This is a genomic window from Azorhizobium sp. AG788 (assembly GCF_004364705.1).
Lineage (GTDB): Bacteria > Pseudomonadota > Alphaproteobacteria > Rhizobiales > Xanthobacteraceae > Azorhizobium > Azorhizobium caulinodans.
On sequence record NZ_SOBM01000009.1, the window covers coordinates 80,772 to 100,349 of the forward strand.

The window sequence follows — 19,578 nt, forward strand, 5'->3', positions numbered from 1 at the left end:
CCGCTCAGGGATTGAGCCGCTTCAGCGCCTGTTCGTGCACGGCCTTGCTGCCCGCGGCAACGACACGACCGCCCGCCACCGGGGAGCCGCCCTCCCAATTGGTCACGATGCCGCCCGCACCTTCGATGACCGGCACGAGGGCGACGATGTCGTGGTCCTGCAGGCCGGTCTCGATGACGAGATCCACGAGGCCCGCCGCCACCATGCAGTAAGCGTAGCAGTCGCCGCCATAGCGCGAGAGGCGCACATCCCGCTCTACGCTTTGGAAGAGGGTGCGGTCGGCCGCGTTCATCAGCAGCGGGCTGGTGGTGAAGAGGATGGCGTCCTCCAAGCGGCCGCAGTCGCGGGTCAGGAGGCGGCGTTTGCCGGCCGGGCCGAGATAATGGGCGCTGCCGCCATCGCCGAAGAAGCGCTCGCCGATGAAGGGCTGGTGCATCATGCCGTAGACGGGCGCGCCCTGCTTCAGAAGGCCGATGAGCGTGCCCCAGGCGGGCATGCCGGAGATGAACGACTTGGTGCCGTCGATGGGGTCGAGCGCCCACACATAATCCGCGTCGCGGCGCTCGTTGCCGAACTCCTCGCCGATGATGCCGTGCTCGGGAAAGGTCGTGGTGATCATGCGCCGCATCACCTGCTCGGCGGCGCGGTCCGCCTCGGTCACCGGATCGAAGCTCTGGCCCTTGCGGCGCCCTTTGTCCTCAACGCCGATGGCGGTGCGGAAGAAGGGCAGGATGGCCTCGCCGGAACGGGTGGCGAGATCGTGGACGAAGGCATCCAGGGCAACGGCGGACATGAGCGCAATCCTTGATCGGCTGTCGCGCGGCACCACCGCGCGTGGATTGCCATAGTGCGCCCCGCCTCCCGAGGAAAGGCCTTGGACGGCGATGGGCGGAAAGGGCGCGGTTCAGGCCTTCGCGCCTCCCGCGCTCGCGAAGGGATCGTGAGGCGGCTTTTGAGGCAATACCCATGGGCACGCGGCCCAGCGCGTGGGCTAAATGGTTTCAAACCATTGAAATACAATGATCGTTCAATTTTGCATCATGCCCAAACTATCGCCACGTCACACCCTTGATGCAAAAGGGGCAGGAGCGCATATTGATGCGGCGCGGCATTGCTCGCTGCGATGCCGCTGCCCTCCTTGGGCGTTTCCTCCCTAGACTTGGGCCGCTCTGCGTGAGCGGCCCCTTTCTTTTGGGGGCACGCCCCGCGCCCTCATCGGGCGCCCCCCCCCTCTCCGACATCATGAGCCGCACCCAGCCGGAGCACCCTCCGGGCGTCAGGCCGTGCCCTTACGCGAAGCTCCCCTTGAGTCCCTTTCGAGCGAACCCGCCAGACCGAAAGAAGCGAAAGAAAAACGAAAACCGCCCCGAAGGGCGGTTTCGGACGAAAAAAATCGCCTGAAATTTCAATCGCTTACACTAATATATATGGCTGCGACAAAAGAGGGCTTGATTTCTGGCGCCGCAATGGGCTATTGCTGCATTGCGACATGGCGATTGGCGTCGCTCTGTCGCTGCCCTCCTTGGGCGTTTCCTCCCTAGACTTGGGCCGTTCGCTTCGCGGACGGCCCCTTTCTTTTTGGGCCTGTCGGAACCGACGGGAGAGCCCGCGTCTGTTGACGTCTTGGCTCACGTCCGAATTCGTATATCTGCCATTCACAAAACGCAAGGCAGATTTGCGTGGGTCGCTACCGTAGCGACACGTTTCTTCCACAAAACGTGCAAAATGTTGAGGAAACGCCTTATTCGGCGGCAGCCGCAGCACGCGGCGGCATCAGTTCGCCGGCCAGGTTGAACAGGCAGGCGCACACCGCCGCCAGATCCGCGCGCACCCGGTAGAAGTCCGGCCCGCGCTCGTAGGAGGCCTCGTCCATATAGAGGCCGCGGTTGATCTCGATCTGCACCGCATGCAGCCCGGCGCTCGGATTGCCGTAGTGCTCGGTGATGTAGCCGCCCGCATAGGGCTTGTTGCGCACCACCATATAGCCCCGATCCACCAGCTCCCGCTCCAGCACCTCGGCCACACGGCCGGAACAGCTGGTGCCGTAGCGATCGCCCAGCACGAAATCGGCGCGGGGCATATCCTCGCGCTGCGGACCGGAGGGCATGGAATGGCAGTCCACCAGCACCGCCGCGCCAAAGGCGCGCTGGGTGCGGGAGATCAGGCGGCGCAGCGCCTGATGGTAAGGCTTGTAATAGGTCTCGATGCGCTCCAGCGCCTCCGCCACCGAGAGGCGGCGACCGTAAATCTCCTGCGAATCCCCAACCACGCGGGCAATGGTGCCGAGCCCGCCCGACACCCGGATGGAGCGCGTGTTGGCGAAGGCCGGCAGGCGACCGTCGAACATGCGCGGGTCCAGCTCGTAGGGCTCACGGTTGAGATCAAGGAACGAGCGGGGAAACAGCGCCCGCATGAGCGGCATACCGGCGGAGACCACGTCGGCGAACAGCTCGTCCACGAAGCTGTCCTCGGAGCGACGCAGGGTCTCGAAATCGAGCCGCGTCTGCTGCTCCACAAAGGTGCGGGGATAGATGCGCCCACTGTGCGGGGAATTGAAGACAAACGGCCCCGCCGGCTCCTCGGCCGCCAGAATCTCGAACGGCGGATCAATGCTATCGGCGATACAGGCTGTCATCGGAAAAAGCAGGTTCCGCACATCAGGAGGACGAGGCACGCGCAACGCGGGCGGCACCGTGGGAATAGTCGGCCATCATGGTCAACACCACCCGCCGTGTGAAGAGCCTTTGCGCGCAGGCGAGTGGCTGGGGCCGCCGGGCTTCACTCTGAATTTACCCAAATCGGAGAGACAGGGATTTGGGGCGCCGTTAAGGCCACTGCAGCCGCAGCGGCAGGGCGACGTTGCGCGCCGCGTATGCTAGAGCCGGATTTCGTGGCGGATCGACGAGATCCTCCGGGGCAACCGTCTCTGACACTTGATTGTGCACGTTTCGCGAGACCTGTGCGGACGGGCTGAACGGAACGAGATCCGCATCTGGCCAACGCACGGTGCGGCAGGTGTGGGAAGGCAAGGGGAATGGGCGTGTCGAAAATTCTGCTCGCCGAAGACGACAACGACATGCGGCGCTTCCTGGTCAAGGCGCTGCAGAACGCCGGCTACCAGGTGGCCTCTTTCGACAACGGGCGCTCCGCCTATGAGCGCATGCGCGAAGAGCCGTTCGAGCTGCTGCTCACGGATATCGTCATGCCCGAGATGGACGGCATCGAGCTGGCGCGCCGCGCCACCGAGCTCGATCCCGACCTGAAGGTGATGTTCATCACCGGCTTCGCCGCCGTCGCGCTGAATGCCGATGTGGAGGCGCCCTGCGAGGCCAAGGTGCTCTCCAAGCCCTTCCACCTGCGCGACCTCGTCACCGAGGTCCACAAGATCCTGGCGGCCGCCTGAGCGGCGCCATCCCCAGTCATTCACAGGCAGCTTCAACCGGCCGCTTGCGTCCCTGAGGGCGAGCCGATATAGAGGCCTCCTTCCCGGCGGATGGGCGCGTAGCTCAGCGGGAGAGCACTACGTTGACATCGTAGGGGTCACAGGTTCGATCCCTGTCGCGCCCACCATCCGCACCCTTCCAGATCCCTTGAGATATCCGGAACAGGTGCCGCAGATCGCAAGTTCTGCGGATGAGAGCGGCGTGCGGCCGCAGGCGGTCATCCAAAGGCCGCCCTTTTGCGTACCAGCCCCGTTGCGACGTATGCCGCCTTCGTGCCGGCCCGCACCCCCGCCTTGAGCGTGGGCATTGACGGCGGCGGCACCACGGCCCATGAGGCGGCCCAGAGGTGACCGATGACTGTGACGACCGCCCCCGCCTTTGGCGACACCCGCCATTTCCCCGCCGAGCATCCCCGGGTGAACTACGGCCGGATCGGCGTGCTGCTGGTAAATCTCGGCACGCCGGAAGCGACCGACTACTGGTCCATGCGGCGCTACCTCAAGGAATTCCTCTCCGACACCCGCGTCATCGAGACCAACCGCGCGCTGTGGTGGGTGATCCTCAACGGCATCATCCTCACCGTGCGCCCCGGCCCCAAGGGCCGCGACTACGAGACGATCTGGAACAAGGAGCGCAACGAAGGTCCGCTCAAGACCATCACGCGCGGGCAGTCCGAGAAACTCGGCGCCATGATCGCCGACCGTGACCCGCGCATCGTGGTGGACTGGGCCATGCGCTACGGCAAGCCGCCTATCGCCGAGCGGCTGGACGCGCTTCAAAAGCAGGGCTGCGAACGCATCCTCATCGTGCCCATGTATCCGCAATATGCCGCCGCCACCTCCGCGACCGTCTGCGACAAGGCCTTCGACGCGCTGAAGAAGATGCGCTGGCAGCCGTTCATCCGCATCGCGCCCAACTGGCATGACGATCCGGTCTATATCGACGCGCTCGCCACCTCGCTCGAGGGCCACCTCAAGGGGCTCGACTTCGAGCCGGAGGTGATTCTCGCCTCCTACCACGGCGTGCCGAAGTCCTACCTGATGAAGGGCGACCCCTATCACTGCCAGTGTCTGAAGACGACGCGCCTGCTGCGCGACCGGCTCGGCATGTCGGAAGAGAAGCTGCGCACCACCTTCCAGTCGCGCTTCGGCAACGAGGAATGGCTCCAGCCCTATACGGACAAGACCGTGGAGGCGCTGGCCCGCGGCGGCGTGAAGCGGATCGCAGTCCTCAACCCCGGCTTCACCGCCGACTGCCTCGAAACGCTGGAGGAGATCGGCGGCGAGAATGCCGAGATCTTCCATCTCCACGGGGGCGAGAAATTCGCCGCCATCCCCTGCCTCAACGATACGGACGAAGGCATGCGGGTGATCGAGAACGTGGTGCGGCGCGAGCTCTCCGGCTGGATCGCGGCCTGACACCCCCCTCCCCCCTCGACGGACATAGGCAGCGGGCGGCCGGGCCGCCCGCTTGCCCCGCCGCGCGCGCCGTGTCCTAAATCACCGCCCGGCGCAGACCGGAAACGGGAGATGGACCATGCCCCTCAGCGGCTTCAGCCTGTTCGTGATCGTGGTTCTCGTGCTGGCACTGGCCATCGTCATCGCCGGCGTGAAAACCGTGCCGCAGGGTTACCAGTTCACGGTCGAGCGCTTCCGCCGCTACACGCGCACGCTCTCGCCCGGCCTCAACCTCATCGTTCCCTTCGTCGACACCATCGGCAACCGGGTGAATGTGATGGAGCAGGTGATCAATGTTCCGACGCAGGAAGTGATCACCAAGGACAATGCCACGGTCTCGGTGGACGGCATCGCCTTCTTCCAGGTGTTCGATGCCGCCCGCGCCTCCTATGAGGTTGCGCAGCTCGACAAGGCCATTCTCGCCCTCACCATGACCAACATCCGCACGGTCATGGGCTCCATGGACCTCGACCAGTTGCTCTCCCACCGCGACGCCATCAACGAGCGCCTCCTGCATGTGGTGGATGCCGCCGCCGCCCCTTGGGGCGTGAAGGTGACACGCATCGAGATCCGCGACATCGTGCCCCCCACCGATCTCGTGAATGCCATGGCCCGTCAGATGAAGGCCGAGCGCGAGAAGCGCGCCGCCATTCTGGAGGCCGAGGGCCAGCGCCAGTCGGAAATCCTGCGCGCGGAAGGCCAGAAGCAGGCCCATATTCTGGAAGCCGAGGGCCGCCGGGAAGCGGCGCTGCGGGATGCGGAAGCCCGCGAGCGTCTCGCGGAAGCCGAGGCGAAGGCGACCACCTTGCTCTCGCAGTCGGTCAATGAGGGCTCGCCGGCAGCGCTCAATTACTACATCGCCGAGAAATATGTGGCCGCCTTCCAGGCGCTGGCGCAGGCGCCGAACCAGAAGGTGGTGCTGCTGCCCTATGAGGCGACCGCCCTCCTCTCCTCGCTGAGCGGCATTTCGGAACTGGCGCGGGCGGCCTTCGAGCAGGCGCCGGCGCCGAAGCGGCCCGGCCCCACGGGCCCGGCGCGTTCCACCCCCGGCACGACATCCTCGCCCTTCGCCCAGCCCGGCCCCGACGCATGAGCATGCTTGGCGACATCAGCCCCTATTGGCTCTGGTTCGCCATGGGCGGGGTGCTGCTGGTGGCGGAAACCATCGTGCCGGGCGCCTTCCTCGTCTGGTTCGGCCTTGCCGCCCTCGCGACGGGTCTCCTCACGCTGGTGGCGGACATGGGCTGGCAGGGGCAGGTGCTGGCGTTCGCCGGATGTGCCGTCGTGGCCGTGCTCATCGGCCGGCGCATCGCCCTGCGCGGCGGCGGCACCGATCGCCCCTTCCTCAACCGGCGGGCGGAAGCACAGGTGGGCCGCGTCTTTACGCTCGAGGCTCCCATTGCCGACGGCGCCGGGCACGTGCGCATCGACGACAGCGTCTGGCGGATCAGCGGGCCGGACCTGCCGGCCGGGGCCAAGGTGATCGTGCTCCGGGTGGATGGCGCGGTGCTGCTCGTCGGCCCTGCGTAAGGCGCTGCGGCAGGCCGCCCCACTTGCCGACGCCGCACTCCGCTCCGCAGACTTGGCGGCCGTGCCGCGAGGGGCGCGGCCGGAGGGGCGATGACGAAGACCAGCCGGAGCGAGGGCGGAACGACGGAGGCGGAGCTTGCCGCGCTGCCCTTCGAGTATCGCCTGCAGCGCACGCCGGTGGGTGTCATCATCCTTGACGCGCAGCAGCGCATCCGCGCCGCCAATCCGCAGGCCCGCCTGCTGCTCGCCCGGCGCAGTGAACCGCTGATCGGCACCGACATCCTCTCCCTCCATCCGGAAGCCGCCCGCGCCAAGGTGGCCTTTCTGCTTCAGAGCGCCCGCGACAGCGCGGAGGGCGCCGCCTCCTTGGTGGTGACCACTGCCATGGGCAGCCTCGTCGCCAAGGTGACGCGGCTGGAGGACACGGCGGACGGTGGCTTCTGCATGATGTTCCATGCGCTGGGCGCCCGCACCATGGGCGAGCCGGACCTGCCGCCCGAGGCCGAGGCGCCCCGGCTGCTCAAGCTGCCGGTGATGCGCGGGACCGGCGACGTGACCGGCCTCATCGACGTGGAGGACGTGGTCTTCCTCAGCGCCGAGGGCCATTATGCCCGCGCCGTCACGCGGGACATCACGGCCTTCTGCCCGCGCGCCTTGGCCGATCTGGAGCCGCGGCTCGATCCGGCGCTGTTCCTGCGCGTGCACCGCCGGCACATGGTGAACATCCGTCACGTGCGCGCGGCCGAGCGCAGCGACGGCCGCTGGTGGCTGCGGATGGCGGATGCGGGCTCCTCCCGCCTGCCGGTCAGTCGCGCCAGGGTGGCGGACATGCGCCGGATGCTGGCGGTCTAGCCAACGGGCTCATGTCATTCATGCAGCGCTGATGCCGTTCGTGCAGGCGCCCGCCTCCTGAGGCCGCCGCCGTTGCGGGCCAATCCCACCCCATGGCTCTCTCGCGCAGAACCGTACTGCCAGCGCGAGAGCCTGATGAACCTCCTCACCACCACCCCGGCCGGCGACCGCTACGTGACGTTCAACGGCATCGATTTCGAGGGCAACATGGCGCGCGTTCTCGCGCACCTCCGCCGATATATCGACGACCCGCGCACCGGCAACGCCTTCTGGGACCGCTTCAGGGCCCGGCTCGCGGCGGCAGAGAGCGGCGGCAACGCCTTCCAGGACAAGCTGCTGCTCCTCCACTCCCATGTCTATTACATGGGAGACCTGTTCGAGGACCAGGAGGACGAAGCCGCCCTCGCCGACCTCAGGAAGCTGGAAGAGGAATGCTTCTGAGCCTCGCCGGAGGACCAGACCATCTGGCATGATGCCTGCGGGCGCCGCCGCGCGCCCGCCTTCTCCTGCCGGATGCTGGCCGCATGCTCATCGCCCATCTTTCCGACCCGCACCTGCGCCCGCGAGGCGAACTTTACCAGGGGCTCGTGGACTCCAACGCCATGTTTTCGGCCGCCGTCGCGCACCTCAATGCGCTCGATCCGGCGCCGGACGTGGTGCTGCTGAGCGGTGATCTCGTGGATCACGGCACGGCGGAGGAATACGCCTTCGCCCGCGAGGCGCTGACCGCCATCCGCCCGCCGCTGCTCGTCATCCCCGGCAATCATGACGAACGGGGGGCCTTCCGCGCCGCCTTCGCCGACCATGCGCATCTGCCGCCGTCCGGCCCGCTCCATTTCGCGGTGGACGACCTCGGGCCGGTGCGGATCATCGGCCTCGACGTGACCGTGCCCGGCCACCACCACGGCGAGATGGGACGAGGCCGCCTGCGACTGGCTGGAGACCACGCTGGTGCAGGCCCCCGGCCGCCCGACGCTGGTGATGATGCACCAGCCGCCGTTCGAGAGCGGCATCGGCTATATCGACGCCTACAATTGCCGGGGCGGCGCACGGCTCGCCGCCATCCTCGCCCGCCATCGCCAAGTGGAGCGGCTGGTCTGCGGCCACATCCACCGCTTCATGCAACTGCGCTTCGGCGGCACGCTGCTGGTGACGGCGCCGAGCACCACCACCGCCATCGCGCTGCGCCTCGCGGCCGGTGCGCGCCCCGCTTCCTACGTGGAGCCCCCGGCTTTACTGCTGCACGACTGGCGGGAAGGGACCGGGCTCATCACCCATCACGTGCCGATCGGCACCTTTCCCGGCCCCTATCCCTTCTATTGAGTGATCGCTCCGCCGATCATCCGGCCATGCCCGCCGTCACCGCGCGGGCGACATCCGCATGGATGGCATCGCTGCCCCGGCCATCGAGCCGGCTCGCTGTGAGATAGCTCGCGATGACCAGCGGCGCGCGGCCGGGCGGCCAGGCGATGGCGACATCGTTGCTCGTGCCGGTGCGGGCTGGACCTGTGCCGGTCTTGTCCCCGACGGTCCAGCCCTTGGGCAGGCCGGCGCGCAGGCGCTTGTCGCCGGTGCGGCAGCCGATGAGCCAGTCCTTCAGCGCGCCGCGCGAGGCCGGAGCGAGCACATCACCCAGCACGAGACGCACCATGTCGTCCGCCACCGCGTCAGGGGTCGTGGTGTCCATGTCCGAGCCTTCCGGCACCACATTCAGCTCCGGCTCGGCGCGGTCGAGCCGCGTGACGGGATCGCCGGCGCTCCTGAGGAAGCGCGTCACCGCCGCCGGCCCGCCGATCTGGCGCAGTAGCAGGTTGGCGGCGCCATTGTCGGACCAGATGACCGCAGCGGCGCACAGATCGGACAGGCTCATGCCGGAGCCGACGTGCTTCTCCACCTCCGGCGCATAGGCGATGAGGTCCGCCCGGGTGATGGGCACCATGTCCGTCAGCTTCAGATGGCCGCGGTCCGCTTCGGCGAGGACGGCGGCAGCCAATAGAAATTTGAAGGTGCTGCACATGGGGAAGCGCTCGCCGCCGCGATGGGCGAAGCGCGCGCCGCTGCCCGTATCGATGGCCGCCACGCCGAGCCGCCCGCCACTGCGCGCCTCGAGCGCGGCGATCTTCTGGGCGAGATCGGCCGCACCGAAGGCTTTCTGACCGCTCGCCCGCACGAGCTGCGGCATCACAAGGGCCGCACCCAGCGCACCCATCACCAAACGTCGCGAGATCATGGCTCACGTCTCCTTTCGCGAGCGGACGATGCAAGAGGGTGCGGGCGCGGACAAACGATGATATTTCGAGCAAGGCATGATTTTAACTAATGGCTGCGCATGGACCGCCCGCAACTGCCGCTGAATGCCCTGCGCGCCTTCGAGGCGGCGGCGCGCCACCTCAACATCACCCGCGCCGCCATGGAGCTGTGCGTGGGACAGGCCGCGGTGAGCCACCAGATCAAGGCGCTGGAGACGCGCCTCGGCGCCCAGCTCTTCCGACGCCTGCCGCGCGGACTGGCCCTGACCGACGAGGGCGCCGCCCTGCTGCCGCTGGTGCGCGATGCCTTCGACCGCATCGGCGCGACGCTCGACCGGTTCATGGACGGGCGGCTGCGCGAGGTGCTGACCGTGGGCGTGGTCGGCACCTTTGCGGTGGGCTGGCTCCTTCCGCGCCTGCCGGATTTCGCAGCCGCCCATCCCGGCATTGATCTGCGGGTGCTCACCAACAACAACCGTGTCGATCTGGCGGGCGAGGGGCTCGACTGCGCCATCCGCTTCGGCGACGGCTCCTGGCACGGGGCCGCGGCGACCGAACTCATGCCCGCGCCACTGTCGCCGCTGTGCGGTCCCGCGCTTGCCGCGCGCCTCTCGCGGCCAGCGGACCTCGCCCATGTGCCGCTGCTGCGCTCCTACCGCACGGAGGAATGGTCCCGCTGGTTCGCCGCTGCCGGTACGCCGGCGCTCACCTTCCGTGGACCCGTGTTCGATTCCTCGCCCCTCATGGCGAGCGCGGCCGCGGCTGGCCACGGAGTCGCCCTGCTGCCGGTCCGGATGTTCAGCGCCGACTTGGTGGCGGAGCGCCTTGTACAGCCCTTTCCCATTGCCATCAATGCCGGCCGCTATTGGCTGACGCGCCTGTTCTCACGCCCGGAGACGCCAGCCATGGCCGCCTTCCGTCGCTGGATCGAGACGGCAGTCGCCACGGATGAAAGCGGGCACTGACACGGGCCTTCCGGCTCGTTCGCACCGCCCCGCCGGTACCACCGCCATCGCGGCAGTGCAGAATTTTGATCCGTGCGGTTGATTTCTACCGCAGGATGGAGAACAGTTTCAGATGATAGGAGCTGACGCTCGGGGGTGGGGGTTTCAAAAAGGTATTCAGCCCTCCTGCTTTTCGCAGGACATTTGCTAACAACTTCATATTCGGCCCATATCTTGGCCTTCCTCGGACGTTGGAGCGCGTGCATGATCTTGGCCCTGCCCTGATCTGCACGCGCTTTCTATTTCAGGCCGGGCATCTCTCTACGTCAGAGCAGCGGCGGGAAAGCGTCGTCCAGGAACGGGAAAGCTCGCTGGCGAGGCGGATCGTCTTCGCCACATCGCAGGCGAAGGGAACAAGACCTTCGGAACGCAACAAGCGTTGAATGCGTATCACCGAGTAAAAATGAGCGGTATCATTTGAGGGGGGGCGAATGTCTTCGATCGCCACCGCTTTGCCGGGCGCTCCGATTTATCTCGCGTCGTCAATAGCTTGCGGCTTATCAAGCAGCCCATCGAGCTACCGCCAGACACTGAGATGGCTCGCACTGTATTGCTAGCTATTCCCGGAAATTCATCCGTCCTTCTTGGACATTTCGCGCTTGCGAAAAAAATCCGCTGAAAATGGGACAGCAATGTTGATTTTTCTCATGGCCGGGACAAACATCACGTCATCGGCGTTGCGCAGCCTGACGAAGCCCCGCAGCCGATAGTGTAGCCTCGCCGCAGGCGAGGTCTTGCGTCTCTCTGTTGATCATCTGCGTTCCCGCAGGGAGCGGCGCGTTTTCCGAACGCTGCCCCGAGGGCTCATCGTGCAACAGCGACCTGCTGCTCATTCAGGCGCATGGAACGGCTGCGACAGACAGCCGGCGGATGACGCGTGTCCTCATTGAAGGATATTTGGCGTCAGCCGCGCGGAGGAAATGCAAGGGACGGCATCCGCCGTGCGCTCCGGCGCGCGCGCCGTGCGTCCCTCCAAGGGGTATCGGGACTCCAGATGGGGATGGACTTTCCACGATGCATGGCACATTCGACGCCGCTCTCAAGGCCAGCCTTTCCGCCGACACTCCGGAGAAGGTGATCGATCTGGCGGATCATTCCGCCGCCGTCGCCGCCGGCAAGGCGCGCGCCATCCAAGCGATCACCGGCCAGACGCGCATGCTCGCGCTCAACGCCACCATCGAGGCAGCCCGAGCCGGGGACGCCGGGCGCGGCTTCGCGGTGGTCGCCGAGGAAGTGAAGGCGGTGAGCGCGGAGATCGGCCGCCTCGCCTCCGACATGGAAACGGAACTGCGCAGCGCGCTCGACGAATTGCGGGCGGTGGGCCGCCGCATGGCGCAGGACGTTCGCGGCCAGCGCCTTGTCGATCTCTCGCTCAATGCCATCGAGATCATCGACCGCAATCTCTATGAGCGCACCTGCGACGTGCGCTGGTGGGCCACCGACGCCGCGCTGGTCAACTGCGGTGATCCCACGCCCGAGCGGGTGGCGGAGGCCGAGCGCCGGCTGGGCGTCATCCTCTCGGCCTACACCGTCTATCTCGACCTGTGGTTCTGCACGCCTGAGGGACGCGTCGTCGCCCACGGCCGGGCGGACCGTTATCCCAACATCCGGGGCCTCGATGTCTCCCGGGAATCCTGGTTCCGGGAAGCCATGGACAGCGTCTCGGGCGATGATTACGCGGTCGCCGACGTGAACCCCTGCCCCGCGCTGCGCGGGGCGCCAGTCGCCACCTATGCCGCGGCGGTGCGCGAGGGCGGCGCGCTGCGCGGAAAGCCGATCGGGGTGCTCGGCATCCATTTCGATTGGGAGCCGCAGGCGCGCGCGGTGGTGGAGGGCGTGCGCCTCTCGCCGGATGAGGCGGAACGCTCGCGCGTGCTGCTGGTGGACGCGCGGGGCCGCGTCATCGCCTCCTCGGACAGGCGGGGCATCTTCACCGAGCTCGTGAATCTCAACGCGCAGGGCCGAACCAGCGGCATCGATCATACGCCCGACGGCAAGACCATCGCCTTCCACATGACGCCGGGCTACGAGACCTATCGCGGGCTCGGCTGGGCCGGCGTCATCATGCAGGATCCCCTGCACGCGGGCATGCGGCACCACCGCTAGGGCCGGCTTTCCTTTCAGCCTTTCGCGCGCTCAAATGGGCGCGCGAAAGGCCAGACGATGATCCATGACAGCGACACCGCCCTCATCCTTGTCGACCTCCAGCGGGACTTCCTGCCCGGAGGGGCGCTCGCTGTTGACGACGGTGCCGCGGTGGTGCCTCTGGCCAACGGGCTCTCCCGGCGCTTCTCAAATGTGATCCTGACGCAGGACTGGCACCCTGCCGGCCACATCTCCTTCGCGTCGAGCCATGCCGGGCACAGGCCCTCCAATGTCATCACCCTGCCCTATGGGCCGCAGGTGCTCTGGCCGGATCACTGCGTGCAGGGCACGGAAGGCGCGGACTTCGCGCCGGGCCTCGACGTGCCCCACGCGCAACTGGTGATCCGCAAGGGCCACCACGCGCACATCGACAGCTATTCCACCTTCTATGAAGCGGACCATCACGTCACCACGGGCCTGACAGGATACCTGCGGGCGCGTGGTATCCGCCGCGTGGTGCTGGCCGGTCTCGCCCTCGACTTCTGCGTCGGCTGGTCCGCCCTTGATGCCGCTCGCGACGGCTTCGAGACCTTCGTGGTGGAGGAGGCCTGCCGCGCCATCGACACGCACGGCTCGCTCCACCGGGCGCGGGAGGACATGGCCCGCGCCGGCGTACGCCCACTGACCCTCACCGAGGCTGGGATCTGAGGGCGCCCGCCAGGCTCAGCGCAGGACCTGGATCACGCGCCGCGTGCCGGGCTCCACCAGAACCGTCTCATTGGTCTCGGTGAGCACATAGCCGTAGCGGCCGGTGTCGAAGCCCGCGTCATCGGAGGCCGTGAAGGTCTGGATGGCGACGCCCGCGGGCAGTTCCGTGCCCACCACCGGCTGATAGGTGGTGGTAAAACTGGCGCGCGGGCCGGGATGGGCCACCACGTAGCGCTGCACATAGGTGCTCTGCTCGGGCGAGAGCACCACCACCGTGTCCGGCGCGGTCACGACCGCCTGCGGCTGGGTCACGATGACGGCGGGCTGGGCCGAAGCGGCAGCGGGAAAGGCGAGAGCGGCAAGCGCCGCGGCGACCGGAAGGCGGAAAGACATGGCAGGTCTCCCTTGAAGTGTCATGGGGCCTCAACGCCCCCTTCGCCCGGCCGTTCCACGGCGCCTCGGCGCGCCAAGGGCGGGCGCGTTCCACAATCGGCGGCCCGCCGGGCCTTCCGCCCACGCTCCGGCGTTCCTAGATGCAGGAAAACACCCCGTCGCTCCGCGCGGCAGGCAAATGACAAGGGAGGACCATCTGGCCACACCGCATCCCATGGAAATCGCGCCGGACGCGCTCTGGTGGCCCGGCTGCCTCGACCGGCCGGCACAGGAGGCCTTGGTTGAGGAGGTGCGCGAGGTCCTGCGGGCTGCGCCCCTGTTCCAGCCGGCCATGCCCCGGACCGGCAAGCCCCTTTCGGTGCGCATGAGCAATTGCGGACCATTGGGCTGGGTGGCGGATGCGTCGGGCTATCGCTACCAGCCCTTCCATCCCGAGACACGCGAACCCTGGCCGCCGATGCCCGAGACGCTGCTGCGCCTGTGGGCGGACTTCTCCGGCAGCGCCGTGCCGCCCGAGGCCTGCCTCGTCAACTGGTACGCACCGGACGCCCGCATGGGGCTGCATCAGGACCGCGACGAGGCGGATTTCTCCGCCCCGGTGCTTTCGGTGTCGCTGGGCGACACGGCGGTGTTCCGGATCGGCGGCGAGGCCCGCACCGATTCCACGCGCTCCATCCGCCTCGAATCGGGCGACGTGCTGCGGCTCGGCGGGCGCAGCCGTCTGGCGTTTCACGGCGTGGACCGCATCCTGCCCGGCACGTCCACCCTGCTCGGCGTGGAAGGCCGCATCAACCTCACGCTCCGGCGCGTCACCGCCCCATGAGCGATCCGGAACTCCGGCTCGCCTGACCGGTTGCGCCAGATGCGCCTCACCGTGATACAGCTTGGCCTTGACCGAACCGGCCGCGAGGTGACGCGCAGGTGTCACGCTTTAGCCGGCTTTGCGCCACACAAGACCCCGCTCGCGGTTCCGCGCGCCGATCCCAGGAGCCTTTCATGCGTCTGCCGCTGGCCTTCGCTCTGCTTTTGATCTCCGGCAGCCTCGCCTTTGCGGCGGACGCGGTGTTTCCCCGTGGCTCGCTCGTGGGCCTCGTCCCGCCGGAGGGCATGACCGAGGCCAATGCCTTCCCCGGCTTTGAGGATCCCAACAAGAACGCGTCCATCCTCATCGTCGAGATGCCGCCGGAGGCCTACGATCAGGTGCTGAGCGGCTTCACCGATGCGGCGCTCGCCGGCAAGGGCATCATGGTGGAATCGCGCGCGCCGCTCACCATCCCCGATGCCAAGTCTGTGCTGGTGACGGGCACGCAGGCGGCCGGCGCGCTCCGTGTCCGCAAGTGGATCCTGCTCGCCGGCTCGCCGCGCGGCACGGCGCTGGTGACGGTGCAGGTGCCGGAATCCAATGCCGCGGCCCTGCCTGACGCGGTGGTGCACGAGACGCTTCAGACGCTGGCCTTCCGCGCGCCGCCGAGCGTCGAGGAGCAGATGAAGACGCTGCCCTTCCGGCTGACCAACCTCTCCGGCTTCCGCGTCCTGCGCGTCATCCCGAACACCGCCGTTTTCCTGACCGACGGGCCGAAGAACGAATTCGAGGCCGCCGCGCAGCCCCTGTTCGTCATCTCGGTGGCGGCCGGCGCGCCGCGCGACGAGGACCGCCTGAACTTCGCCGTGCGGGCGCTCACCACCACCCCCGGCTTCCGCGATCTCAAGATCGAGCGGGCCGAACCGCTGCGCATCAACAACATGGCAGGCTTCGAGGTCATGGCCACTGCGAAGGAAGCGCAGGGCAATGCGGACGTGAAGGTGGCCCAGTGGATGCGCTTCGGCACCAATGGCTATCTGCGCATGATGGCGGTGGTGAAGGCCGATGCCTTCGCCGATTATTACAGCCGCCTGCGCGCCATCCGCGACGGCGTGGAGAGCGGCGGCGACCGCTGAAAACGCCACCGCCTGATCCCGAAACAAAAATGCCGCCCCAACGGGCGGCATTTTCGTATCAAGACCGTGACGGATCAGGCGGCGCCGCCCTGTCCGGCCGCTTCCTCGCTCGGTGCCGCAGGCGCCGCCTTCGGGCCGCCGCGGGCCACGCCCACGAGAGCCGGCCGCAGCACGCGGTCGCCGATCACATAGCCGGACTGCACCACCTGCACCACCGTGCCGGCGGCAACGGACGGGTCCGGCACCTCGAACATGGCCTGATGGAGATTGGGGTCGAACTTCTCGCCCACCGGCTCCACCTTGCGCACGCCGTGCTTCTCGAGATTCTTCAGCAGGCCGCGCTCGGTGAGCTCGATGCCGTCGATCAGGCCCTTGAGGGCACCCTCGGCATTGGCCTTGGTCTCGGCATCCACGGTCGCCAGCGCGCGGGCGAGGTCGTCCGCCACATTCAGCACGTCGCGGGCGAAGGAGGCGATGCCATACACCTTGGCGTCGGCAATCTCCCGGTCGGCCCGGCGGCGAATGTTCTCCGCCTCGGCGAAGGCCCGCAGATACTTGTCCTTGAAGGCGGCCACCTCGCCCTCGAGGCGTTCCTTCTCGCTCACCGGGCTCTCGGCCACGGTCTCTTCCGCCTCGGCGCGCTCAGGCTCCGCGGAATAGATGCGGTGCTCCTCGCCGGGGGCGCCACCCTGATCGCTCATGCGCAATTCCCTAAAATCCGGCCGTCCGCGCCAATGCGGACCGGCTGTTCACGATTTCGTTCCGCATATCGGAGTGTCGCGCCGAAAAATCAAGCCGCGTCAGCACCGGGCGCGCCGAGAACGCGGCTGACCACCCGCGCCGTGAAATCCACCATGGGAACGATGCGCCCGTAATTGAGCCGGGTCGGCCCGATGACGCCGAGCACGCCCACCACGCGCCCCTGCCCGTCGCGATAGGGCGCGACGATGGTGGAGGAGCCGGACATGGAGAACAGCTTGTTCTCCGAGCCGATGAAGATGCGCAGCGCCTGCCCCTCCTCCGCCCGGCCCAGCAGATCCACCACGTCGCGCTTGGCTTCCAGATCGTCGAACAGCAGGCGGATGCGCTCGAGATCCTCCAGCGCATGCAGGTCTTCGAGAAGCTTGGCCTGCCCGCGCACGATCAGCTTGCGTTCGCCCGGTCCCTCGTCGGACCAGGAGGCGAGGCCGTCCTCCACCACCCGCGCGGTGAGCGTGTCGAGTTCCCGGCGCACTTCGGCCAGCAGCGTCTCCATCTCGGCGCGGGCCTCCCCCAGCGTGCGGCCGCGGATATGGGCGTTGAGGAAATTGCCCGCCTCCATCAGGGCGGCGGCCGGCAGGCCCGGCGGCAGCGGAAGCACCCGGTTCTCCACCTGCCCGTCTTCGGACACGAGGATGACCAGCGCCCGACCCACATCGAGCGGCACGAACTCCACATGCTTCAGCAGCGGGTCGGTCTTGGTGGCCGTCACCACGCCCGCCCCGCGCGAGAGGCCGGAGAGCAGCGCGGAGGCCTCCTGCAATACGCCTTCCACAGTGTGTCCCTTGGCGGCGGCGGCCACCTGCGCCTCGATGTTGCGCCGGTCCCGTTCGTTGACATCGCCGATCTCCAGCAGGGCATCGACGAAGAAGCGCAGGCCCCGCTCCGTGGGCAGGCGCCCGGCGCTGGTGTGGGGGGCATAGATGAGGCCCGCCGCCTCCAGGTCCGCCATCACGTTGCGGACCGAGGCGGGAGACAGCGTCATGGGGATGAGGCGGGCGATGTTGCGCGAGCCCACCGGCTCGCCCGTGGCGAGGTAGCTCTCGACGATCTGCCGGAAGATTTCGCGCGAACGCTCGTCGATCTGGGCGAGGGGGGCAGAGAAAGGCGAAATGATCGGGTCAATCGGCACGGGCGCGCTCCCATGGGCTCGATCGATGAATATGGGCAAGGCCGGACGGAACGTCCACGGGGCTCACGATCCGCTCGATCCCGGCGAGCGCAGGAGCCTGTGACAGCCGAGGGCGATGAAGCCGAGAGAGCCCAGAAGGATGAGACTCCATTTGCCGATGCCGAACCAGTAGAGGGCCGGCGACTGCGCATGGGCCTGCCAGACGCCGATATAGACCCATCCCTGCGCCAGGCCGTACCACAGGTTGCCAACCGAGACGGCCGCGCAGAGCGCAAAGAAGAGCGTGCTCGCCCAGAGCTTGCCGCGGCGCGGCATGCGGCGCGGCGGCGACGTTTCGCGCGTCATGAGGTCTCCTTCCGCATCATGGAACCGTCCGGCAGGAAGGACGCGCGCCGCGCGTTCCTGTTCCGCGGGCGGCGCACTTGCCCCCTGCCGCCCCGCCCCCTAAAAAGCCCACGAACCGAAATCTGACGATTGGACACTCCATGCGCCCCAGCCGCCGCGCCAATGACGAGATGCGCGCCGTTTCCTTCGAGCGGGGCGTGCTGCGCCATGCCGAAGGCTCCTGCCTCGTGAAGTTCGGCGATACGCATGTCCTCGTGGCCGCGACGCTGGAAGAACGCCTGCCGCCGTGGCTCAAGGGCCAGGGCCGGGGCTGGGTGACGGCGGAATATTCCATGCTGCCGCGCGCCACGCTGGAGCGCACCCGCCGCGAGGCGACCACCGGCAAGCAGTCCGGCCGCACGCAGGAAATCCAGCGTCTCATCGGCCGCTCCCTGCGCTCGGTGACGGACCTCGTCGGCCTCGGCGAGCGCCAGATCACGCTCGACTGCGACGTGCTCCAGGCCGACGGCGGCACCCGCACCGCCGCCATCACCGGCGCCTGGGTGGCCCTGCATGACTGCCTGAACTGGATGTACCAGCGCTCCATGCTGAAGACGATCCCGCTCAAGGAGAACGTCGCGGCCATCTCGTGCGGCATCCATGAGGGCACGCCGGTACTCGACCTCGACTATGCCGAGGACAGCAAGGCGGAGACCGACGCCAATTTCGTCATGACCGGCACCGGCGGCATCGTCGAGATCCAGGGCACGGCGGAGAAGACCCCCTTCTCGCAGGATGAACTGCTCTCGCTGCTGGCGCTGGCCCGCAAGGGCGTGGGCGAGCTGGTGGAGCTGCAGAAGCAGGCGATCAAGGCATGAGCCGCAAGCTCACGGGCCGCATCGTCATCGCGACCCACAATCCGGGCAAGCTGAAGGAAATGCAGGAGCTGCTCGCCCCCTACGGCATCGAGGCGGTGTCGGCGGGCGAATTGAACCTGCCGGAGCCGGAAGAAACCGGCACCACCTTCCGCGCCAACGCCCGCATCAAGGCGGAGGCGGCCGCGAAAGCCGCCGGCCTGCCGGCGTTTGCGGACGACAGCGGCATCGCGGTGGATGCGCTCGACGGCGCGCCGGGCATCTACAGCGCCCGCTGGGGTGGCCCGGAAAAGGACTTCCGCATGGCCATGGGCAAGGTGCACGAGGAGATGCTGGCGCGCGGCGCGGCTGAGCCCGCCCAGCGCACCGCCCGCTTCGTCTCGGCGCTCTGCATCGCCTGGCCGGACGGGCATCTTGAGGAATTCGAGGGCATCGTTGAGGGCGAGGTGGTGTGGCCGCCGCGCGGAAACTCCGGCTTCGGCTATGATCCCTTCTTCCTGCCGGAGGGGCACACCCGCACCTTCGGCGAGATGACCTCGGAAGAAAAGCATTCCATGCCGCCGCTGGGCCTCGGCCTCTCCCACCGCGCCCGCGCCTTCCGCCAGCTCGCGCTGGCCTGCCTCGAGGGCTGATGGGCGCGGTTTTGCAGGTTCCGGCGGACGGGCCGGGACTGGTCCCCACCCGGTCGGGCCCCTCCCAACCCTCCCCCGCAAGCGGGAGAGGGCTTTGCCGCGACGCCATCGGCCCCGCCCCGCTTATTCCCCCCCTATCCCCCCCACGCCATGCGCCCACTCCCCCCTTGCGGGGGAGGGCTGGGGAGGGGGGTAAT

General features: G+C 67.8%; 21 protein-coding genes and 1 tRNA gene. 15 read left to right on the forward strand and 7 right to left on the reverse strand.

All coding sequences use genetic code 11. The features are described from left to right. Positions 1-4: 4 nt before the first annotated feature. Both hisN and DFO45_RS21670 read right to left on the reverse strand, forming a co-directional pair. Positions 5-793 (reverse strand): histidinol-phosphatase, encoded by a 789-nt coding sequence (gene hisN, locus DFO45_RS21665; protein WP_012172788.1) that lies wholly within the window; start codon positions 791-793, stop codon positions 5-7. Positions 794-1,741: 948 nt separating this feature from the next. After that, on the reverse strand, positions 1,742-2,635 hold the full coding sequence (locus DFO45_RS21670; RefSeq protein ID WP_133866495.1) for an N-formylglutamate amidohydrolase: 894 nt from the start codon (positions 2,633-2,635) through the stop codon (positions 1,742-1,744). A gap of 399 nt (positions 2,636-3,034) precedes the next feature. On the opposite strand from DFO45_RS21670, the gene DFO45_RS21675 reads away from it, so the two are divergent. The 8 genes from DFO45_RS21675 (at position 3,035) to DFO45_RS25310 (ending at position 8,605) form a co-directional block, all read left to right on the forward strand. Further along, on the forward strand, positions 3,035-3,403 hold the full coding sequence (locus tag DFO45_RS21675; RefSeq protein WP_012172790.1) for a response regulator: 369 nt from the start codon (positions 3,035-3,037) through the stop codon (positions 3,401-3,403). Between the two features lie 92 nt (positions 3,404-3,495). Beyond that, positions 3,496-3,570: transfer RNA gene (locus DFO45_RS21680), tRNA-Val, on the forward strand. A gap of 226 nt (positions 3,571-3,796) precedes the next feature. Beyond that, entirely contained in the window at positions 3,797-4,861 is a 1,065-nt protein-coding gene (gene hemH / locus DFO45_RS21685) for a ferrochelatase (RefSeq protein WP_012172792.1), read from the forward strand. 118 nt (positions 4,862-4,979) lie between these two features. After that, positions 4,980-5,993, forward strand: coding sequence for an SPFH domain-containing protein (locus DFO45_RS21690; RefSeq protein WP_133866496.1), 1,014 nt, complete (start codon positions 4,980-4,982; stop codon positions 5,991-5,993). Continuing rightward, positions 5,990-6,430 carry an NfeD family protein gene (locus DFO45_RS21695; RefSeq protein ID WP_348633848.1) on the forward strand — a complete coding sequence of 147 codons (441 nt, stop codon included), beginning with the start codon at positions 5,990-5,992 and terminating at the stop codon, positions 6,428-6,430. Before DFO45_RS21690 ends, DFO45_RS21695 begins: the two co-directional genes overlap by 4 nt. A 90-nt stretch (positions 6,431-6,520) precedes the next feature. Continuing rightward, positions 6,521-7,282 carry a PAS domain-containing transcriptional regulator gene (locus tag DFO45_RS21700; RefSeq protein WP_133866497.1) on the forward strand — a complete coding sequence of 254 codons (762 nt, stop codon included), beginning with the start codon at positions 6,521-6,523 and terminating at the stop codon, positions 7,280-7,282. A gap of 135 nt (positions 7,283-7,417) precedes the next feature. Then, complete coding sequence (cowN, locus tag DFO45_RS21705) at positions 7,418-7,723, forward strand: N(2)-fixation sustaining protein CowN (protein WP_166657218.1); 306 nt, start codon at positions 7,418-7,420, stop codon at positions 7,721-7,723. 510 nt (positions 7,724-8,233) lie between these two features. Beyond that, positions 8,234-8,605, forward strand: a complete 372-nt coding sequence (locus DFO45_RS25310; protein ID WP_245518220.1) for a hypothetical protein — start codon at positions 8,234-8,236, stop codon at positions 8,603-8,605. 16 nt (positions 8,606-8,621) lie between these two features. On the opposite strand, the gene bla is transcribed toward DFO45_RS25310, so the two are convergent. Beyond that, entirely contained in the window at positions 8,622-9,512 is an 891-nt protein-coding gene (bla, locus tag DFO45_RS21715; RefSeq protein ID WP_133866499.1) for a class A beta-lactamase, read from the reverse strand. Positions 9,513-9,611: 99 nt separating this feature from the next. Between bla and DFO45_RS21720 the strand changes: the two genes are divergently transcribed. From DFO45_RS21720 to pncA, 3 genes are all read left to right on the forward strand, one after another. Continuing rightward, on the forward strand, positions 9,612-10,496 hold the full coding sequence (locus tag DFO45_RS21720) for a LysR family transcriptional regulator (protein WP_133866500.1): 885 nt from the start codon (positions 9,612-9,614) through the stop codon (positions 10,494-10,496). 1,053 nt (positions 10,497-11,549) lie between these two features. Beyond that, positions 11,550-12,641: a methyl-accepting chemotaxis protein gene (locus DFO45_RS25460; protein WP_280960292.1), complete on the forward strand. Its 1,092-nt coding sequence runs from the start codon at positions 11,550-11,552 to the stop codon at positions 12,639-12,641. Positions 12,642-12,698: 57 nt separating this feature from the next. After that, positions 12,699-13,328, forward strand: coding sequence for a bifunctional nicotinamidase/pyrazinamidase (pncA, locus tag DFO45_RS21730; protein ID WP_133866502.1), 630 nt, complete (start codon positions 12,699-12,701; stop codon positions 13,326-13,328). Between the two features lie 15 nt (positions 13,329-13,343). Here the strand turns inward: pncA and DFO45_RS21735 are convergent, their stop codons facing one another. After that, positions 13,344-13,721: a DUF1236 domain-containing protein gene (locus tag DFO45_RS21735; RefSeq protein ID WP_166657219.1), complete on the reverse strand. Its 378-nt coding sequence runs from the start codon at positions 13,719-13,721 to the stop codon at positions 13,344-13,346. Between the two features lie 178 nt (positions 13,722-13,899). On the opposite strand from DFO45_RS21735, the gene DFO45_RS21740 reads away from it, so the two are divergent. Beyond that, positions 13,900-14,544: an alpha-ketoglutarate-dependent dioxygenase AlkB gene (locus tag DFO45_RS21740; protein ID WP_245518221.1), complete on the forward strand. Its 645-nt coding sequence runs from the start codon at positions 13,900-13,902 to the stop codon at positions 14,542-14,544. A gap of 173 nt (positions 14,545-14,717) precedes the next feature. Continuing rightward, entirely contained in the window at positions 14,718-15,659 is a 942-nt protein-coding gene (locus DFO45_RS21745) for a hypothetical protein (protein WP_133866504.1), read from the forward strand. A gap of 74 nt (positions 15,660-15,733) precedes the next feature. Here the strand turns inward: DFO45_RS21745 and grpE are convergent, their stop codons facing one another. The 3 genes from grpE to DFO45_RS21760 all read right to left on the reverse strand — a co-directional run bounded on the left by grpE (position 15,734) and on the right by DFO45_RS21760 (position 17,895). Beyond that, positions 15,734-16,360, reverse strand: coding sequence for a nucleotide exchange factor GrpE (grpE, locus tag DFO45_RS21750; RefSeq protein ID WP_133866505.1), 627 nt, complete (start codon positions 16,358-16,360; stop codon positions 15,734-15,736). 89 nt (positions 16,361-16,449) lie between these two features. Further along, positions 16,450-17,550, reverse strand: coding sequence for a heat-inducible transcriptional repressor HrcA (gene hrcA / locus DFO45_RS21755; protein WP_012172807.1), 1,101 nt, complete (start codon positions 17,548-17,550; stop codon positions 16,450-16,452). 63 nt (positions 17,551-17,613) lie between these two features. Continuing rightward, positions 17,614-17,895: a hypothetical protein gene (locus tag DFO45_RS21760; protein ID WP_133866506.1), complete on the reverse strand. Its 282-nt coding sequence runs from the start codon at positions 17,893-17,895 to the stop codon at positions 17,614-17,616. 140 nt (positions 17,896-18,035) lie between these two features. Between DFO45_RS21760 and rph the strand changes: the two genes are divergently transcribed. Both rph and rdgB read left to right on the forward strand, forming a co-directional pair. Then, positions 18,036-18,752 carry a ribonuclease PH gene (rph, locus tag DFO45_RS21765; RefSeq protein WP_012172809.1) on the forward strand — a complete coding sequence of 239 codons (717 nt, stop codon included), beginning with the start codon at positions 18,036-18,038 and terminating at the stop codon, positions 18,750-18,752. Further along, the gene (gene rdgB, locus DFO45_RS21770; RefSeq protein WP_133866507.1) at positions 18,749-19,381 is read left to right on the forward strand and encodes an RdgB/HAM1 family non-canonical purine NTP pyrophosphatase; all 633 of its coding nucleotides are present in this window, start codon (positions 18,749-18,751) and stop codon (positions 19,379-19,381) included. The genes rph and rdgB overlap by 4 nt, the downstream gene beginning before the upstream one ends. The last annotated feature ends 197 nt before the right edge of the window (positions 19,382-19,578 follow it).

Bases quoted from the DNA above. Each gene is read 5' to 3' on its own strand.
- DFO45_RS21700 (WP_133866497.1), top strand. From the start codon at position 6,521: ATGACGAAGACCAGCCGGAGCGAGGGCGGAACGACGGAGGCGGAGCTT.
- DFO45_RS21740 (WP_245518221.1), top strand. From the start codon at position 13,900: ATGACAAGGGAGGACCATCTGGCCACACCGCATCCCATGGAAATCGCG.
- DFO45_RS21760 (WP_133866506.1), bottom strand. From the start codon at position 17,895: ATGACGCGCGAAACGTCGCCGCCGCGCCGCATGCCGCGCCGCGGCAAG.
- hemH (WP_012172792.1), top strand. From the start codon at position 3,797: ATGACTGTGACGACCGCCCCCGCCTTTGGCGACACCCGCCATTTCCCC.
- DFO45_RS21670 (WP_133866495.1), bottom strand. From the start codon at position 2,635: ATGACAGCCTGTATCGCCGATAGCATTGATCCGCCGTTCGAGATTCTG.
- rdgB (WP_133866507.1), top strand. From the start codon at position 18,749: ATGAGCCGCAAGCTCACGGGCCGCATCGTCATCGCGACCCACAATCCG.
- DFO45_RS25460 (WP_280960292.1), top strand. From the start codon at position 11,550: ATGCATGGCACATTCGACGCCGCTCTCAAGGCCAGCCTTTCCGCCGAC.
- bla (WP_133866499.1), bottom strand. From the start codon at position 9,512: ATGATCTCGCGACGTTTGGTGATGGGTGCGCTGGGTGCGGCCCTTGTG.
- hisN (WP_012172788.1), bottom strand. From the start codon at position 793: ATGTCCGCCGTTGCCCTGGATGCCTTCGTCCACGATCTCGCCACCCGT.
- rph (WP_012172809.1), top strand. From the start codon at position 18,036: ATGCGCCCCAGCCGCCGCGCCAATGACGAGATGCGCGCCGTTTCCTTC.
- grpE (WP_133866505.1), bottom strand. From the start codon at position 16,360: ATGAGCGATCAGGGTGGCGCCCCCGGCGAGGAGCACCGCATCTATTCC.
- DFO45_RS21735 (WP_166657219.1), bottom strand. From the start codon at position 13,721: ATGTCTTTCCGCCTTCCGGTCGCCGCGGCGCTTGCCGCTCTCGCCTTT.
- DFO45_RS21675 (WP_012172790.1), top strand. From the start codon at position 3,035: ATGGGCGTGTCGAAAATTCTGCTCGCCGAAGACGACAACGACATGCGG.
- DFO45_RS21690 (WP_133866496.1), top strand. From the start codon at position 4,980: ATGCCCCTCAGCGGCTTCAGCCTGTTCGTGATCGTGGTTCTCGTGCTG.
- DFO45_RS21695 (WP_348633848.1), top strand. From the start codon at position 5,990: ATGAGCATGCTTGGCGACATCAGCCCCTATTGGCTCTGGTTCGCCATG.
- cowN (WP_166657218.1), top strand. From the start codon at position 7,418: ATGAACCTCCTCACCACCACCCCGGCCGGCGACCGCTACGTGACGTTC.
- pncA (WP_133866502.1), top strand. From the start codon at position 12,699: ATGATCCATGACAGCGACACCGCCCTCATCCTTGTCGACCTCCAGCGG.
- DFO45_RS21720 (WP_133866500.1), top strand. From the start codon at position 9,612: ATGGACCGCCCGCAACTGCCGCTGAATGCCCTGCGCGCCTTCGAGGCG.
- DFO45_RS21745 (WP_133866504.1), top strand. From the start codon at position 14,718: ATGCGTCTGCCGCTGGCCTTCGCTCTGCTTTTGATCTCCGGCAGCCTC.